The organism is Kitasatospora sp. NPDC086009 (genome assembly GCF_044540385.1).
In the GTDB taxonomy this organism is placed as follows: domain Bacteria; phylum Actinomycetota; class Actinomycetes; order Streptomycetales; family Streptomycetaceae; genus Kitasatospora.
This window is the reverse complement of sequence record NZ_JBITSA010000015.1, coordinates 72,368-88,303: the sequence shown is the minus strand read 5'-3', so window position 1 is coordinate 88,303 and position 15,936 is coordinate 72,368. Positions and strand designations below refer to the sequence as shown.

The window sequence follows — 15,936 nt, the reverse complement described above, 5'->3', positions numbered from 1 at the left end:
TCCGTACGCGGTCCTGACGGCGCTCCCCCCGACGGCAGCGGGGTGCACGGCCGGGTCAGGCGCCGGGGCCGTCCGCCTCCCAGAGGTCGGCGAACATCTTGTCCAGGTGCTCCTCGCCGATCGGCGGGACGGGGAGCGGGTGGGCGGCCCGGGTGCGGAAGCCGTCGAGCAGGAGGGCGAGGTAGCGGCGCCAGAGGTCGGGGCGCAGCTCGGTGGTGGCGGGCAGGGCCCGGCAGAGCGGGCCGAGCATGAAGAGCAGGTCCATGGTGGCGACGTCGGGGCGCATGGTGCCCTGCTGCTGCGCCCGGGCGACCAGGGTGCCGACCGTCACCGCGTTCTGCCGGCTGATCGCGATCATCGCGGGGGTGGTGGGGATGGCCTGGGTGACCAGGTCGTTGATGCCCCGGTCGGCGGCGACCAGCTCGAAGATCCGCTCGAAGTAGCGCTCGATCGCGCTCCAGGCGTCCTCGGCGGCCAGTGCCTCCCGGGCCGCGCCGTCGAGCAGTGCGGCGGCGTCGGCGAAGACCTCGGCGATCAGTGCCTCGCGGGTCGGGAAGTGCCGGTACAGCGTCGCGTTGCCGACGCCGGCCTCCTTGGCGATCTGGTCCAGCGGGACGTCCAGGCCCTGCCGGGAGAACAGCTCGCGGGCGGCGGCCAGCAGCAGGTCGCGGTTGCGCTGGGCGTCGCGTCGCAGCCGGCCGGGGGTCGTCGCGCTGCTCGATGCCATGCGACGACCCTAGCAATCGCGTCCGCCCGGGCCCGGGCACCGGACCGGCCCCGGGGTGGGCGACACCCCGGGGCCGGTCCGCGCGACCGCGGTCAGCGTGACGCGCGGGGCCGCAGCCAGACCGCCCAGGTCAGCGCCGAGCAGAACAGGTAGGCCGCGAGGAAGCCGAGGTACGCGGCGTCGCCGTTGTGGGTGCTGAGGAAGGACTGCCGGAAGGCCAGGTTGACCAGCACCCCGCCGAACGCCCCCACCGCCCCGGCCAGTCCGATCAGCGCGGACGACCGGCGGCGCGAGTCGGCCTCGGCGTCGGCCGGATCGGCGCCGGCCGCGACCTCCGCCCGGGCCCGGTCCTGGTAGTGCGCCGGGATCATCTTGTAGGTCGAGCCGTTGCCGATGCCGCTCAGCACGAACAGCGCGACGAAGCCGCCGAGGAACAGCGGCAGCGAACCGGCCCGGGAGGCGGCCAGCACGACGGCCGTGCCGGCGCCCATCCCCACGAAGGTGGCCAGGGTGACCCGCGGACCGCCCCAGCGGTCGGCCAGCCGCCCGCCGACCGGCCGCAGCAGCGAGCCGAGCAGCGGCCCGAGGAAGGTCAGCGCGGCAGCCTTGACCGGCGTGTCGAAGCGGTCGTGGAACTGCACCTGCAGGACCTGCCCGAAGGCGAAGCCGAAGCCGATGAACGAGCCGAAGGTGCCGATGTACAGGGTGGAGACCGCCCAGCCGTACGGGTCGCGGGCGACCTCGCGCAGCGCCCGGCCCTCGCCCCGCGGCGGGACGGCGAGGTTGTCCATCCGCCACCAGGCCCCGGCCGCGGCCAGCACGATCAGCGGCAGGTAGAGCAGCGGCAGCAGCCGGGGGTGCGCCGCGCCGGCGGTGGCGAGCACCAGCAGGCCGAGCAGCTGCACCGCCGGGACGCCGAGGTTGCCGCCGCCGGCGTTGATGCCGAGCGCCCAGCCCTTGAGGCGGTGCGGGTAGAAGGCGTTGATGTTGGCCATCGAGGAGGCGAAGTTGCCGCCGCCGACCCCGGCGACGCAGGCCACCGCGAGCAGTGTGCCGTAGTGCACGCCCGGGGTCAGCACCAGCGCCGCCAGCGCGGTGGGGACGAGCAGCAGCAGTGCGCTGATCACCGTCCAGTTGCGGCCGCCGAACCGGGCCACCGCGAAGGTGTACGGCAGGCGCAGCGTCGCGCCGAGCGCGGTGGGCAGGGCGGTCAGGGTGAACTTGCCGGCCGTGTCGATGTGGTACTCGGGGCCGAGGAAGAGCACGAGCACCGACCAGAGGCTCCAGACCGAGAAGCCGATGTGTTCGGAGAGCACCGAGAAGACCAGGTTGCGCCGGGCGATCCGGGCTCCGGTCCGGTCCCAGAACGCGGTGTCCTCCGGGTCCCAGCCGGCGAGCACGGTCGGGGCGGGTCTGCTGCCGGGGCGTCCGGTCTCGACGACGGCGCTCATGCGGGGGCCTGCGCGGTGGCGCGGGCGGGCACGGCGGGGCGGGCTGGCACGGCGGGGCGGGCCGCGGCGGGCGCCGGCTCCACCGCGCTGCGGACCGGCCAGAGCCTGAGGACGGCGGGGGTGCCGTCGGGGGCGGTCTCCTCGTCGAGGCAGCGGCCGTCGGTCAGGTCGAAGACCTGCTTGTACATCGGGGACGCCAGGGTGGGCCGCTCGCCGCGGCTGCCGAGCAGGCCGCGCGAGAGGACGTGCGCGCCGCTGAACGGGTCCCGGTTGTCGAGGGCGTGCAGGCCGCCGGAGCGGTCCCGGAAGACGGCCACCTGCTCGCCGTCGAGCAGCACCGCCACTCCGCGCCCGGGTTGCAGGTCGTCGAGGGTGCAGACGGTACGCCAGCGGGTGCCGTCGTGGATTTCCACGGTCACGGGGTGAGCACCTCCAGTCGGGGCCCGGCCACCAGGACCGGAGCGGGGGTGGTGAGGACGCGCCCGTCCTCGCCGGGGCGGGCGGGGCGGATCTGGCCGCGTTCGGGGACGAAGGTGACGGCCGGGTCCGGGGTACCGGGGGCGTTGACGAAGGAGGAGAAGCGCCGGAGCCGGTCGGGGTCGGCCAGGGTGGCCGCCCATTCGTCCTGGTAGCAAGCAATGTGACGGGCCATCAGCTCGTCCAGCTCGGCGGCGATGCCGAGCGAGTCGTCGATGACCACCGCGCGCAGGTGGTCCAGACCGCCCTCCAGGCGGTCCAGCCAGACCGAGGTGCGCTCCAGGCGGTCGGCGGTGCGGATGTAGAACATCAGGTAGCGGTCGATGGTGCGGATCAGCGTCTCGCGGTCCAGATCGGCTGCCAGCAGGTCGGCATGACGGGGCGTCATACCGCCGTTGCCGCCGACGTAGAGGTTCCAGCCGACCGAGGTGGCGATCACGCCGAAGTCCTTGCTCTGCGCCTCGGCGCACTCGCGGGCGCAGCCCGAGACCGCCGACTTGAGCTTGTGCGGGGAGCGCAGGCCCCGGTAGCGCAGTTCGAGCTCGATCGCGAGGGTGACGGAGTCCTGGACGCCGTAGCGGCACCAGGTCTCGCCGACACAGGACTTCACGGTGCGCAGCGCCTTGCCGTAGGCGTGGCCGGACTCGAAGCCGGCGTCCACCAACCTGGCCCAGATGCCCGGGAGTTGGTCCACGCTGGCACCGAAGAGGTCGATCCGCTGGCCGCCGGTGATCTTGGTGTAGAGGCCGTAGTCGCGGGCGATCTCACCGATCGTGATCAGGCCCTCGGGGGTGATCTCACCGCCGGGCACCCGCGGCACCACCGAGTAGGAGCCGTTGCGCTGCAGGTTGGCGAGGAAGTGGTCGTTGGAGTCCTGCAGCGCGGCCTGCTCGCCGTCCAGGATGTGGCCGCCGCCGAGGCTGGCCAGGATCGAGGCGACGGTCGGCTTGCAGACCTCGCAGCCCTCGCCCTGCCCGTACCGGTCGAGCAGGTCGGAGAAGCCGGTGATGCCGGTGACCCGGACGATCTCGTACAGCTCCGCGCGGGTCTGCGCGAAGTGCTCGCACAGGCCGGTCTGCGGGGCGAACCCGGCGGCCGCCAGCTCCTCGCCGACCACGGTGGCGAGCTGCTTGACGCAGCTGCCGCAGCCGGTGCCGGCCCGGGTGCACTTCTTGACCGCGGTGACGCTGTCGCAGCCCTGCTCACGGACGGCGGCGCGGACCGCCCCCTGGGTGACGTTGTGGCAGGAGCAGAGCACCGCCTCGTCGGGCAGCGCGACCGGTCCGGCGGTGGAGAGCCCGGCGGGCAGCACCAGCTGCTCGGGCGGGACGGTCAGCGGCCGGCCGGCCACCGCGAGCGGGCGCAGGGTGCCGTAGGAGTCGGTGTCGCCGACCAGGACGCCGCCCAGCAGCGCGCCGTCGGCGCCGATCACCAGCTTGCGGTAGACGCCGAGCCGGCTGTCGCTGTAGAGCACGTCGACGGCGCCCTCGGCGGCGCCGTGCGGGTCGCCGAAGCTGGCCACGTCCACGCCGAGCAGCTTGAGCTTGGTGGAGGTGTCCGCGCCCACGAAGCCGTCGCCGGGGCGGTCGGCCAGTTCGCGGGCGGCGGTCTCGGCCATCTGGTACCCGGGGGCGACCAGGCCGTAGACCCGGCCGTCGGCAGCCTGGGCGCACTCGCCGATGGCCAGCACGGCCGGGTCGGCGGTGCGGCAGCGCTCGTCGACCACGATGCCGCCGCGGGCGCCGACCGGCAGGCCGCAGTCGCGGGCCAGCTGGTCGCGCGGGCGGATGCCGGCGGAGAACACCACCAGGTCGGCGGCGAGTTCGCGGCCGTCGGAGAGGCTCAGCGCCCGCACCCGGCCCTCCGGCCCGGTCGCCACGGCGTCGGCGGCGGCACTGGTGTGCACGGTCACGCCGAGGTCCTCGATCTTGCGGCGGAGCAGGGCCCCGCCACCGTCGTCCACCTGGACGGCCATCAGCCGGGGCGCGAACTCGACCACGTGGGTGGACAGGCCCGTGGCTCGCAGCGCGCCGGCGGCCTCCAGGCCGAGCAGGCCGCCGCCGACCACCACGCCGATCGTCGCCCGCTCCGCGTCGGCCCGGATCGCGTCCAGGTCCTCGATGGTCCGGTAGACGTGGCAGCCGGCCGCGTCCCGGCCGGGGACGGGCGGCACGAAGGGCGCGGACCCGGTGGCCAGCACCAGGGCGTCGTAGCGCACCTGCCGGCCGGCCCGGGTGGTGACCGTACGGGCGGCGCGGTCGATGGCGGTGACCGGGTCGCCGAGGCGCAGGTCGATGCCGTGCTCGGCGAGGAAGCCGGGCGGGCAGAGCGCGAGGTCCTCGGGCGTCCGGCCGTCGAACAGCGAGCTGAGGTGGACGCGGTCGTAGGCCGGGCGCGGCTCCTCGGCGAGGACGGTGACCCGCCAGCGATCGGCGCCGGGCTGCTCGGTCCAGGCCTCCAGGAAGCGCTGGCCAACCATGCCGTGGCCGACCAGGACGAGCTCCCGTGGTCGGTCGGGCGAGTGCGACGTCATCGCGGTACTCCTCGGGTCGTACGGGGGGTGCGGGGTGGCGGGGTCTGTGGGGGCTGCTCGGGCGAGCGGGTACGGCGGGTGGGGCGGGTGTCCGGCGGGTGGGGCGGGTGTCCGGCGAGTGGTCCGTCGGGTGCCGCCCTCATGCCGAAGAATCTGACCGGTGGTCGTTTCGCGGTCGGGTCCCCCGTGTTGCGCGCGCGGTACGCCTCGCTCACGGCCTCCGGGGGGCGGGGTGCGCGGCAGGACATCAGCCGTAACCGGGGGGCCGGTTTCGCTTACGCCCGGGTGACCGGCGGGCAACCCCGCCGTAACGCGGAGAAAGCACCCTTGCGCCCATGGCAACCTCCCCCACCCCCACCGGCCCGCGTCCCGGCGCACCCCCCGGCCCACTGACCGGCTTCACGATCGGGGTGACCGCGGCCCGCCGCCGCGACGAACTGGTCGCCCTGCTCAGCCGGCGCGGCGCCCAGGTGGTCGAGGCCCCCGTGCTGCGGATCACCCCGCTGGCCGACGACCTCGCCCTGCGCCGGGCCACCGAACTCTGCCTGGCCGCCCCGCTGGACTACGTGGTGGCCACCACCGGCGTCGGCTGGCGCGGCTGGATGAGCGCCGCCGAGGGGTGGGGCCGGGGCGCCGCCCTGGCCGACGCCTGCCGCAACGCCGTGGTGCTCAGCCGCGGCCCCAAGGCGACCGGCGCCGTCCGGGCGAGCGGCCTCGACGAGGCCTTCTCCCCCGGCTCCGAGGCCACCGACGAGCTGCTCACCTGGCTGCTCGCCCGCCCGCTGGCCGGCCGTCGGGTCGCCATCCAGGAGCACGGCGTCCGGCTGGACGCCTTCGCGGCGGCGCTGCGCGAGCGCGGTGCCGAGGTGATCTCCGTACCGGTCTACCGCTGGGAGGCCCCGGACGACCCGACGCCGGTACGGCGGCTGGTCGAGCAGACCGTCCGGCGGCAGGTCCACGCGCTCACCTTCACCAGCGCCCCGGCCGTCAGCGCCTTCGTGGAGACGGCCACCGCCGAAGGACTGCGGGAGCCGCTGCTGGACGCCCTGCGCGGCGACGTCCTGCCGGTCTGCGTCGGCGCGCTCTGCGCCCGGCCGTTCGCCGACCTCGGCCTGCCCGTGCTGTTCCCCGAGCGCGGCCGGCTGGGCTCCCTGGTCCGCTACCTCGGCGAGACACTGCCCGGCCGGAACCGGCGCGAACTCGCCCTCGCCGGACGGCTGCTGACCCTCCAGGGCAACGCCGTACTGGTCGACGGCGAGAGCCACTGGCTGAGCCCGCGCGGGGCGGCCGTGCTGCGGGCGCTCGCCGAACAGCCGGGCCGGGTGCTCAGCCGGGCCGAACTGCTGCGCACCGTCTGGGTGGACGCGGCGGCGGACGAGCACGCGGTCGAGGCGGCGATCGGCCGGCTGCGGGCCGCGCTCGGGCCGCACGGCGAGCTGATCCGGACGGTCCCGAAGCGCGGCTACCGGCTGGCGGCGGCCTGATGCGCCGGACAGCCGCGAGGCGGAACGGGCCGGAGCGGACGACCGACGCGGCCCCGCGGAACCTGACGGACCGGCTGCCCGGAGACGGTCCCCGGGCCCGGCCGGTGATGAGCCCGGTGCGGGAGTCGGCGGCCCGGCCGGCGCCGCGCGGCGGCCGCCCGGTGCTGCTGGCCGTCGCCCACGGCAGCCGCGATCCGGCTGGAACGGCCGCCACCAGGGCGCTGCTCGCCCGGGTCCGCGCGCTGCGCCCCGAACTCGACGTCCGCTGCTGCTTCCTGGACCTCGCCGCGCCCTCCCTGCCCACCGCGCTGGGCGAGCTGTCCGCCGGCGAGCCCGCCGTCCTGGTGCCGCTGCTCCTCGGTACCGGCTACCACCTGCGGGTGGACATCCCCGGCGCGCTGGCCGACGCCGGTCTGCCGCACGTCCGACTCGCCCCCGCGCTGGGCCCGAGCCCGCTGCTGGCCGCCGCCCTGGCGGACCGGCTCGCCGAGAGCGGCCGCCCGGCCGGCGCCGGACCGGTGGTGCTCGCGGCGGCCGGCTCCTCCGACCCGGACGCCGCCGCGGACACCGCCCGGACGGCGCGGCTGCTCGCCCGCCGGCTCGGCGAGGGCCGGCCGGTCGTCCCCGCCTACCTCTCGGCGGCCCGGCCGACTCCGCAGGAGGCGGTCGAGGCCCTGCACGCGGCCGGCCACCGCGAGGTCGCGGTCGCCACCTACCTGCTCGGCCCGGGGTTCTTCGCCGACCGGGCGGCCGGCACCGCCGCCCGGTGGACCAGCGCCCCGCTCGGCACGCACGACGCGCTCGCCCGCCTGGTCGCCGACCGCTACGACCGGGCCTGCCGCCCGGCCCGCCCCGGCCGCGCCGACCACGCCAACCGCACCGCCGTGCCCCGGCGGGAGGAGGCCGCCGCGTTCCGCTGAGCCGGCGCACAGCGGTCGACGCGGTCGGCGCGCGCAACCCCCGCCCCCGAAGCTGTCGACCCGGTCACACCCGCCCGTCGGTCCGGGACGGCTGGTCGGCCGCTGCGTAGGGTGGATCTTGTCGATGCGGACGGCTCGGACGGCGGGGTGGGTTGTGGGGACCGGAAGTTCACTGACGGCACGTCAACTCATCGGCCTGCTGGTGGACCAGGGCTCGTTCCGGAGCTGGGACGAGCCGGTCGGGGCGCAGTCGGCCGACGCCGACTACCTGGCCGCACTGGCCAGGGCGCGCGAACGCACCGGGGTGGACGAAGCGGTGATCACCGGGGTCGGGCTGCTCGCCGGCCGGCCGGTGGCGCTGGTCGCCTCCGAGTTCGGCTTCCTCGGCGGCTCGATCGGGGTGGCCACCGCGGAACGGATCACCCGGGCCGTGGAACGGGCGACGGCCGAGCGGCTCCCGCTGGTCGCCCTGCCGGTCTCGGGCGGGACGCGGATGCAGGAGGGGTCGGCGGCCTTCCTCTGCATGCTGCGCATCACCGCCGCCGTCCAGGCCCACCGCGCGGCCGGCCTGCCGTACCTCAGCTACCTGCGCAACCCCACCATGGGCGGGGTCTTCGCCTCCTGGGGGACGCTGGGACAGCTGGTGTTCGCCGAGCCGCGGGCCCGGCTCGGGTTCCTCGGGCCCCGGGTGTACCAGGAGTTGCGGGGCGTGGAGCTGCCCGCGGACGTGCAGCTCGCGGAGACCCTGGCCGGGCGCGGCCTGGTGGACGCCGTGGTGGCGCCGGAGGACCTGCGGGAGGTGCTCCGACGGTCGCTGGCCGTCCTGGCCCCGGCCGCGAGCGTGCCGGATTCCGTGACCGCACCGGAGGCCGTACCCGCACCGGACACCGTGACCGCACCGGACGCCGCACCCGCGCCGGACACCGCGACCGCCCGAGAGCCGGACGCCTGGGACTCCGTGCGGCGCACCCGCCGCCCCGACCGGCCGGGGGCGCGCGAGCTGCTGCGCCGGACGGCCGACGAGCTGGTCCTGCTGGACGCGCCAGGCGGCCGCGGCGGCGCCCTGGTCCGGGCCCTCGCCGTCCTGCACGGCCGGCCCGCCCTGATCGTCGGGCAGCAACGGCAGGGTCCGGACCACGAACGCCCTTTCACCGCCGCCGACCTGCGGGCCGTACGGCGCAGCGCCCGGCTCGCCGAGCAGCTCGGCCTGCCGCTGGTCACCGTCGTCGACACGGCCGGCGCCGAGCTGTCCGCGGCGGCCGAACTGGACGGCATCGCCGTCGAGATCGCGCACTGCCTGACCACCCTGCTCGCCCTGCGCACGCCGGTGCTGGCGGTGCTGCTCGGCCAGGGCTCGGGCGGCGGCGCCCTCGCCCTGCTGCCCGCCGACCGGGTGCTCGCCGCCGGCCACGCCTGGCTCGCGCCGCTGCCGCCCGAGGGCGCCTCCGCGATCGTCCACCGGGACGGCGCGCACGCCGCCGACCTCGCCCGCTCGCAGGGCATCGGCGCGGCCGACCTGGCGGCGGTCGGCCTGGTCGACGCCGTGGTGCCCGAACGGCCGGACGCCGCCGACGAGCCGGCCGCGTTCTGCGACCGGCTCGGCCGGGCGGTCGGCGCGGCGCTCACCGCACTCGCCGGGGTACCGGAGGCCGAGCGGCTCACCGCCCGCGCCCGGCGCCACCGCCGGCTCGGGGACCTGCTCGTCGATACGGCCCGCGGCGGCTCCGCCTAGGACTCACTGACCAGTCGCGCCGCACCGGCGCGCGGCGGGAACGGTCGGACAAGCCGCGGCTCCCCCGGGAGGCGGGTCCGGCCTCACTTCAGGAAGTCGACGTGGTCACCGCCCTTCATCGGCACGCCGTCGCGGTCGAACAGCTGCCACGTCTGCGCGGCCTTGCCCGCCGGCCGGGCCACCGCGATCCAGCGCACCGGGGAGTCCCCCACGGTGACCGGCTGCGGCTCGTACGTCGTGCCGTCCGTCCAGGTCACCGTCACCCGGCCGACGTTCGGGTCGAGCCGCGCCGACACCACGTCGAGCGGGGCCACGGTGTCGCCCTTGCCCCGGTGGCCGACCAGGCCCCCGCTGAGCGAACCCACCGTGTCGACGGGCGTCGCGGGCGCGGACGGCGCCGGGACGCTGCCCTGGGAGTCATGGCCGAGGCGCACGCCGTCCACCGTGAAGTAGGTGTTCGTGACGTCGTCCCGGGGCTGCCAGTACTGCTTGACGAACTCCTCCGTCGGCGCGGTGAGCTCCGGGTCCACGGCGTGCCGCTCCTGCCAGATCGCCTGGGCCTGCTGGTAGGCCTGGTCCTGCCGGGCGAGCGGCCAGAGCGCGATCCAGAGCTTCCACTCCTTGCCGTCGGCGGTGCCCTGGGCGACCACCGCCCGGGCCGGGGTGAAGGGGTCGCGGACCGCCGCCGTCGGCGGGGCCGTGGTGGTGGAGGTGTCGGCCGCCGGTCCGCCACCGGTGCCGCCGCCGGTCCCGGACCCGGCCGGGGCGAGCGCCCCGACCGACGTGCCGCCCGCGCCGGCTCCGTGCAGACCGATCGTCGTGCCGCCGGCCAGCACCACCACGGTGCCCAGCGCGACCGCCCCCACCAGGGTCCGTCGCCGCCGCCGCAACCGGCGACCGCCCGCCATGATCTCCGGCAGCGGCACCGCCCCGACCCGCGCCCCGGCCGCGGCCTCCGCCAGCCCGAGCCCGACCCACACCGCCGAGTCGCCGTCGTCCGTCGCGCCCGCGGCGCCCGTCCGGTCGTTGCCGCGCATGCTCATACCGCACCTCCGACGTGTGTCATGCCCTTGAGTTCCTTCAGCACCGAGACCTCTCGGAGCCTCGCTATCCCCTTCGCCGCCTGGCTGCGCACCGCTCCCACCGAGCAGCCCATCGCCACGGCGGCCTGGCTGTCGCTCAGGTCCTCCCAGTGGCGCAGCACGACGGCCTCGCGCTGGCGGGGCGGCAGGGTGGCGAGCGCGGCCAGCAACGCCGAGCGCTGGTCGGACCGCGCGTAGCCGTCCTCCTCGCCCGCCGTCTCCGGCACGGCGTGGACCAGCAGTTCCGGCGGGCGGCGCCGGAAGCGGCGGGCGTGCTGGTTCACCAGGATCCGCCGCACGTAGGCGTAGGGGTCCTCGGCCCGGCGGACCTTCCCCCAGGCCGCGCAGGCCTTCTCCGCCGCGGACTGCACCAGGTCCTCGGCCGCGTACTGCTCCCCGGCCAGCAGGTACGCCGTACGCAGCAGCCGTGGCCAGGCCCCGACGATGAACGCCTGGAACTCGTCGTCCCGGTCGGTCTTCGTTTCTCCCATGAGCACCTCCTCACCCCTCCTGAGCCCGGACCGGGCCGGAACCGCTTCCTCCGCGGCGAATCCGGTGCGGTCCGCGTTCGCGCCCGGGGCACCGGGCGGTGCGGTAGGGGGAGGTGGGGAGGCGCCGGGTGCGAGGCTCCGGGGGGCGCTCCCGGCGCCCTGCCGTGGACGCCTCAGGCGTCGGAGTACCGCGCCGGCCCGGCGGCCCGCTCCTGCTGCGACGCCGCCACGGCCTCGGCCAGCCGGGCCAGCGCGGCGGCCTCCGGGCTGTTCTCCGCCGCGCTGAACACGTGCACGACCAGGCCCGTCTCGCCCGGTGCGGCGGGCACGTGCAGCGTCTCGTAGTCCAGGGTGAGCAGCCCCGCCACCGGGTGCCGCAGCCGTTTGCGGCCCGCGCCGCACACCACGATCTCGCCGGTGGCCCAGATCCGCCGGAAGTCCGCGCTGCGCGCCGACAGTTCGGTGATCAGCGCGGCCAGCTCCGTGTCGTCCGGGTAGCTCCCGGCGGAGACCCGCAGCTGGCCGACGGCCTCGCGGGCCCGGTCCTCCCACTCGGGGTGGACGTCCCGGGAGCCGGGGTCGCAGAACAGGTACCTGGCGTTGTTGCCGTCCCGGCCGCCGGGTGTGCCGAGTCCGCCCATCAGTTCGGCGCCCAGCGCGTTCCAGGCCACCACGTCGAGGTGGGGGGTCGTCGCGAAGGCGGGGAAGTGGACGACGGCGTCCAGGAGCCGCCGCAGCTGCGGGCTGACCCGCGCCGCGGGCGCGGTGCCGCGCCGGGCTCCGGCCAGGGTGGCGAGGTGCCGGCGCTCGGCGGCGTCGAGGCCGAGCGCCCGCGCGAGCGCGTCGAGCACCTCGGTGGACGGCTGGGTGGCCCGGCCCTGTTCGAGGCGGACGTAGTAGTCGACGCTGATCCCGGCGAGCTGGGCCAGTTCCTCGCGGCGCAGCCCGCGGACCCGCCGGTGACGGCCGCCGGCGATGCCGACGTCCTCCGGAGCGACGCGGCCGCGCCGGGCCCGCAGGAAACCGCCGAGCGCCCGCCGGGTGTCGCCGACCCCGTCGACCGCCCCCACCGTCCCGACCGCCCCGAAAGCCTCGACCCGGCCGCCGCCCCCGCCCGTGCCGTCCGTCGTCGTGTCCGTGTGCCTCATCCCGCCCCCCGTTTCCTGGCGTCCAGTATGGGTGGCCCTCCCGGTACCAGGATCACCGGTCCTCTGGTTGACCAGGGTTCTGGCTGCCCGGCCGCGCCCGGGAGAGCGTGTACGACATGACCGCAGCCACGCCACAGCAGCAGAAGATCCTCGTCGTCAGCGCCCACCCGGACCCCCGCTCGCTCAACACCGCCCTCACCGCGTTCGCGGTCGACCGCCTGCGCGGCGCGGGGCACGAGGTCCGGCAGTCCGACCTCTACGCGATGAAGTGGAAGGCCGGGCTGGACGCCGACGACTTCCCCGCCCACGCGCCGGACGAGCGGCTGCACGTGATGGCCGCCTCGGAGCGGGCCACGCTGGCCGGGCGGCTGTCGCCGGACATCGCCGCGGAGCAGGAGAAGGTGCGCTGGTCGGACGCGGTGATCCTGCAGTTCCCGCTCTGGTGGTTCTCGACCCCCGCGATCATGAAGGGCTGGATCGAGCGGGTGTTCACCGCCGGGTTCGGCTACGGCCCGGCCCTGCCTCCCCCCTACACCCAGGACTCCGCCCTGGCGGGCCGGCGCGCGCTGATGTCCGTGACGGCGGGCGCCCGGGAGACGTCGCTCCTCGACCGGGGCATCCACGGCCGGCTGGCGGACGTGCTCCACCCGGTCCAGCACGGCCTCTTCTGGTTCACCGGTATGGCACCGCTGGAGCCGTTCGCGGTGTACGACGCGAACGAGCTGTCCGAGGAGCGCTTCGAGGCGGCGAAGGAGGCGTACGGCCGGCGGCTCGACGGGCTCTTCACCGACGAGCCGGTCCCGTTCCGGTCGCTCGTCGGGGGTGACTACGGCCGCGACATGCGGCTGATGCCGGGTGTGGAGGCGCCGGGGACGGGCGGGTTGGACCTGCACGTCCGCTCGCGCGGCTGAGGAGCCCGGGCGGCGGGACCCGGTCCGGGCCGTCGGGGCGCCCACCGAGGCCGCACCGGTGTGGCGCCGCTCTCAGATCGTCTGTACCCGTAGTGGTTCCCCCGGACCGGTCCGTGACGGGCCCCGGTGGCCCGCCGGTGAGTGCGCTCACACACGAAAGGCCGCCACGACGGGCGGTAGTCGTTCTCGGGACAGCCACTCGGTCGGCCGCCGATCGCGGATCCGCCCAGGCCGGCGGGCACGCCGCAGGCGGCTCCGGAGGACCCTTCGAATCCACGGCACGACCCCGGTTACGACGCCCGGTCGTAGCGAGGGGGTCTTGGCGACGGCCGATCCCGTCTGGCAACAATGGCTCAGTCGTCAGCCGCTCCGGCACCTGTCCCGCCGGAGCACGGCTTACTGCCGAGTCACGCCCCGCGACCGTATCGGCCCCTGTCCGGCCAACGGTCGAGGCGGGGCGTGACACCGGCCCAACCCGATTGAGGTCTTCTCCTTCATGCCCGCTTTCAAGCTCCGTATGCGTACTTCCGCCGCTCTTCTCGCCGGCGCCGCCGGTCTGACCGCCCTGGGCGCCGGCCTGGTGCCCGCCACCGCCTCGGCCGCGACCGTGTCCCCCCAGGCCCTCGCCGCCCAGATCGTGCCGGCCGGCCAGCTCGCGTCGTTCAGCCAGATCATCAGCCACGAGTCCAGCTGGAACGTGACCGCGACCAACCCCAGCTCGGGCGCGTACGGCCTGGCCCAGGCGCTGCCGGGCTCGAAGATGGCCTCCGCCGGTGCGGACTGGAAGACCAACCCGAAGACCCAGATCAAGTGGGCGCTGGACTACATGAACTCCCGCTACGGCAGCCCGAACGCCGCCTGGTCGTTCTGGCAGACCCACCACTGGTACTAAGCCGAACTCTTCCGAGCCACCGGGCCGGCCGGCCGATCGATCGATCGCCGGTGCTCCGCCGGGGCTCCGGCTGCCGCAGCCAGACCACTGTCCCCCCTCACCCCGGGGATCGGACAGGGATCACCGGGGTGACCGAGAGGGCCCGTGCACGCGTGATCCGCGTGCGCGGGCCCTCTCGCCCGTCTCCGGGCCCGGTCCGGCGCGCTCCCCCGGACCCGGCCGGGCCGGGCGAACCTGAGCGGGCCGGGCGGACCGGTGCCGGGCGTCGAAGGGTGTCAGTCGCCGTCCACCCCCCCCAGGCCGAGCAGTTCGCGCATCCGGCGGTACTTGGCGGCCAGCCGTTCGGCCGTCGGCGCGTCCAGGGTGGCCAGCCGGGCCGGACTGGAGTTGTGGGCCAGGTCGGCCCGCTTGACCAGGAGCGCGCCGGGGGTCGCCAGGATGCGGGCCGTGTACTCCTCCACCGGCTCGCCGGGGCGCTTGGTGAGGGCGTCCACGATCGCCTTGGTGTCCTCGGACAGGGCCGCGGCGGCCAGCCACTCGCGGGTCAGCACCTCGTCCTCGATCGCGTCGTGCAGCCAGCCCGCCGCGATCTGCTCCTCACTGCCGCCGCGTTCCGCCACACCGTGCGCCACCGCGGCGAGGTGCTCGCTGTAGGGGTGACCGTTCTTGTCGACCTGCCCGTCATGGGCACGCCGCGCGATCGTCTCGACCTCGGCCAGGCTCAGGTTCTCCACCGGGCCATGGTAGGCCGGGAGCCCCCGCGGGATGCCCGGCCGACTCGGCCGGGAGGGCGTCTGGTTGACTGCGGCGGTGCCGGGAGACCCCCGCGACCCGCCCACCGGACACCGCCGGACACCCCGGACCACCCCGAGGAGCCATGCCCAGTCTGCACCCGTTGCTCTCCGGCTTCACCCCGATCTGGGCCCTCATCGGGATCGGCTACCTGGTCGGCCGCAGCGGACTGCTCGGGCCGCACGCCGACGCGGTGCTGAGCCGGTTCAGCTTCCACCTGGCCATGCCCGCGGCCCTGTTCCTGATGATCGCCCGGACGCCGCTGAACCGGTTCGCCAACCCGTCGATGCTGGCCTTCGCCGCCGGGACGGCGCTCGCCGCCGGTCTCGGCCTGCTGGCCGCCCACCGGTTCTTCGGCCGGGGGCTCGCCTCGGGCACGATCGGCGGGATGGCCTCCGGCTACGTCAACTCCGCCAACCTCGGCATTCCGGTGGCCCTCCAGGTGCTCGGCGACGCCTCCTTCGTCGGGCCGGTGGTGCTGTTCCAGACCCTGCTGGTCACCCCGATCGTGCTGACCGTGCTGGACACCGGCCGCGCCGGCCGCCGGGCCGCGCTCACCCTGCCGGTGCGCAACCCCATCCTGCTGGCGGTCACGCTCGGCGCCGCGGTCTCGGCGACCGGCTGGCACCCGCCCGCCGAGCTGGCCCGCTCCTGCGAACTGCTCGGCGGCGCGGGCGTACCGGCCGCGCTGGTGGCCCTCGGCATGTCGCTGCACGGCCGCCCGGCGACCGCCCCGGACACCGGTACCGGCGCCGGCACCGTTCCTGGTGCCGGTGCCGACATCGGTGCGGGCCCCGGCAGCGGCGCGGGCCCCGGCAACCGCCGGTACGCGGAGGTCGGGGTGACGGTGGTGCTCAAGACGCTGATCCAGCCACTGGCGGCGTTCGCCGTCGGGGCCGGCCTGCTCCACCTGCCGCCCCACCAACTGCTCACCGTGGTGCTGTTCTCCGCCCTGCCGACCGCGCAGAACGTGTTCGTCTACGCCGCCCAGTACGGGCACAGCACCGCGCTCGCGCGGCGCTCGATCCTCTGCTCCACCCTGGTCTCGATGGCGACGCTGTCACTCGTCAGCCGGACGCTCGGACCCGGCTGAGCCGTACGGCCCGGCGGCACCCTCGGACCGGCGCCGCGACGGCGGGTCGGCCCGGCCGACGAAGCGGGCGATGAAGTGGGCACTGAAGTGGGCGACGTGGGTGAAGCGTGGGGAATTCGTGGAGCCCGACGGAGGCGGGATCCGGTGCCCGCCGGTACGCCGCCGGTGGGGAGCCGTCAAGAACCCGCCCGACCTGTACAAGA

General features: G+C 75.8%; 13 protein-coding genes and 1 pseudogene. 6 read left to right on the top strand and 8 right to left on the bottom strand.

Going from position 1 to position 15,936, the window contains the following annotated elements; genetic code table 11:
- Window positions 1-55: 55 nt before the first annotated feature.
- The 4 genes and pseudogenes from ACIF6L_RS29265 to nirB all read right to left on the bottom strand — a co-directional run bounded on the left by ACIF6L_RS29265 (window position 56) and on the right by nirB (window position 5,188).
- Window positions 56-727: a helix-turn-helix domain-containing protein gene (locus ACIF6L_RS29265; protein WP_359806257.1), complete on the bottom strand. Its 672-nt coding sequence runs from the start codon at window positions 725-727 to the stop codon at window positions 56-58.
- A gap of 92 nt (window positions 728-819) precedes the next feature.
- On the bottom strand, window positions 820-2,178 hold the full coding sequence (locus ACIF6L_RS29260) for a nitrate/nitrite transporter (protein ID WP_396490487.1): 1,359 nt from the start codon (window positions 2,176-2,178) through the stop codon (window positions 820-822).
- An 86-nt stretch (window positions 2,179-2,264) separates the two neighbouring features.
- Window positions 2,265-2,597, bottom strand: a pseudogene (gene nirD, locus ACIF6L_RS29255) (nitrite reductase small subunit NirD); the annotation flags it as partial.
- The gene (gene nirB, locus ACIF6L_RS29250; protein ID WP_396490485.1) at window positions 2,594-5,188 is read right to left on the bottom strand and encodes a nitrite reductase large subunit NirB; all 2,595 of its coding nucleotides are present in this window, start codon (window positions 5,186-5,188) and stop codon (window positions 2,594-2,596) included. The pseudogene nirD and the gene nirB, both read right to left, overlap by 4 nt.
- A gap of 335 nt (window positions 5,189-5,523) precedes the next feature.
- On the opposite strand from nirB, the gene ACIF6L_RS29245 reads away from it, so the two are divergent.
- The 3 genes from ACIF6L_RS29245 (at window position 5,524) to ACIF6L_RS29235 (ending at window position 9,324) form a co-directional block, all read left to right on the top strand.
- Window positions 5,524-6,672, top strand: a complete 1,149-nt coding sequence (locus tag ACIF6L_RS29245) for a uroporphyrinogen-III synthase (protein WP_396490484.1) — start codon at window positions 5,524-5,526, stop codon at window positions 6,670-6,672.
- Window positions 6,673-6,779: 107 nt separating this feature from the next.
- Entirely contained in the window at window positions 6,780-7,592 is an 813-nt protein-coding gene (locus ACIF6L_RS29240; RefSeq protein ID WP_396490482.1) for a sirohydrochlorin chelatase, read from the top strand.
- A 154-nt stretch (window positions 7,593-7,746) separates the two neighbouring features.
- Window positions 7,747-9,324 (top strand): carboxyl transferase domain-containing protein, encoded by a 1,578-nt coding sequence (locus tag ACIF6L_RS29235; protein WP_396490481.1) that lies wholly within the window; start codon window positions 7,747-7,749, stop codon window positions 9,322-9,324.
- Between the two features lie 83 nt (window positions 9,325-9,407).
- On the opposite strand, the gene ACIF6L_RS29230 is transcribed toward ACIF6L_RS29235, so the two are convergent.
- The 3 genes from ACIF6L_RS29230 to ACIF6L_RS29220 form a co-directional block, all read right to left on the bottom strand.
- A complete protein-coding gene (locus ACIF6L_RS29230) occupies window positions 9,408-10,361 on the bottom strand; it encodes a hypothetical protein (protein ID WP_396490479.1) in 954 nt (317 codons plus the stop codon).
- 2 nt (window positions 10,362-10,363) lie between these two features.
- Complete coding sequence (locus ACIF6L_RS29225) at window positions 10,364-10,897, bottom strand: SigE family RNA polymerase sigma factor (protein WP_329490929.1); 534 nt, start codon at window positions 10,895-10,897, stop codon at window positions 10,364-10,366.
- Between the two features lie 173 nt (window positions 10,898-11,070).
- Window positions 11,071-12,045 carry a helix-turn-helix domain-containing protein gene (locus ACIF6L_RS29220; RefSeq protein ID WP_396490477.1) on the bottom strand — a complete coding sequence of 325 codons (975 nt, stop codon included), beginning with the start codon at window positions 12,043-12,045 and terminating at the stop codon, window positions 11,071-11,073.
- 116 nt (window positions 12,046-12,161) lie between these two features.
- On the opposite strand from ACIF6L_RS29220, the gene ACIF6L_RS29215 reads away from it, so the two are divergent.
- Both ACIF6L_RS29215 and ACIF6L_RS29210 read left to right on the top strand, forming a co-directional pair.
- Window positions 12,162-12,956: an NAD(P)H-dependent oxidoreductase gene (locus ACIF6L_RS29215; RefSeq protein WP_329490927.1), complete on the top strand. Its 795-nt coding sequence runs from the start codon at window positions 12,162-12,164 to the stop codon at window positions 12,954-12,956.
- Between the two features lie 517 nt (window positions 12,957-13,473).
- Entirely contained in the window at window positions 13,474-13,848 is a 375-nt protein-coding gene (locus ACIF6L_RS29210; RefSeq protein WP_329490926.1) for a transglycosylase SLT domain-containing protein, read from the top strand.
- 275 nt (window positions 13,849-14,123) lie between these two features.
- On the opposite strand, the gene ACIF6L_RS29205 is transcribed toward ACIF6L_RS29210, so the two are convergent.
- A complete protein-coding gene (locus ACIF6L_RS29205; RefSeq protein ID WP_396490474.1) occupies window positions 14,124-14,582 on the bottom strand; it encodes an HD domain-containing protein in 459 nt (152 codons plus the stop codon).
- Between the two features lie 143 nt (window positions 14,583-14,725).
- Here ACIF6L_RS29205 and ACIF6L_RS29200 point away from each other — a divergent pair, with 143 nt between their 5' ends.
- A complete protein-coding gene (locus ACIF6L_RS29200; protein WP_396490472.1) occupies window positions 14,726-15,733 on the top strand; it encodes an AEC family transporter in 1,008 nt (335 codons plus the stop codon).
- The last annotated feature ends 203 nt before the right edge of the window (window positions 15,734-15,936 follow it).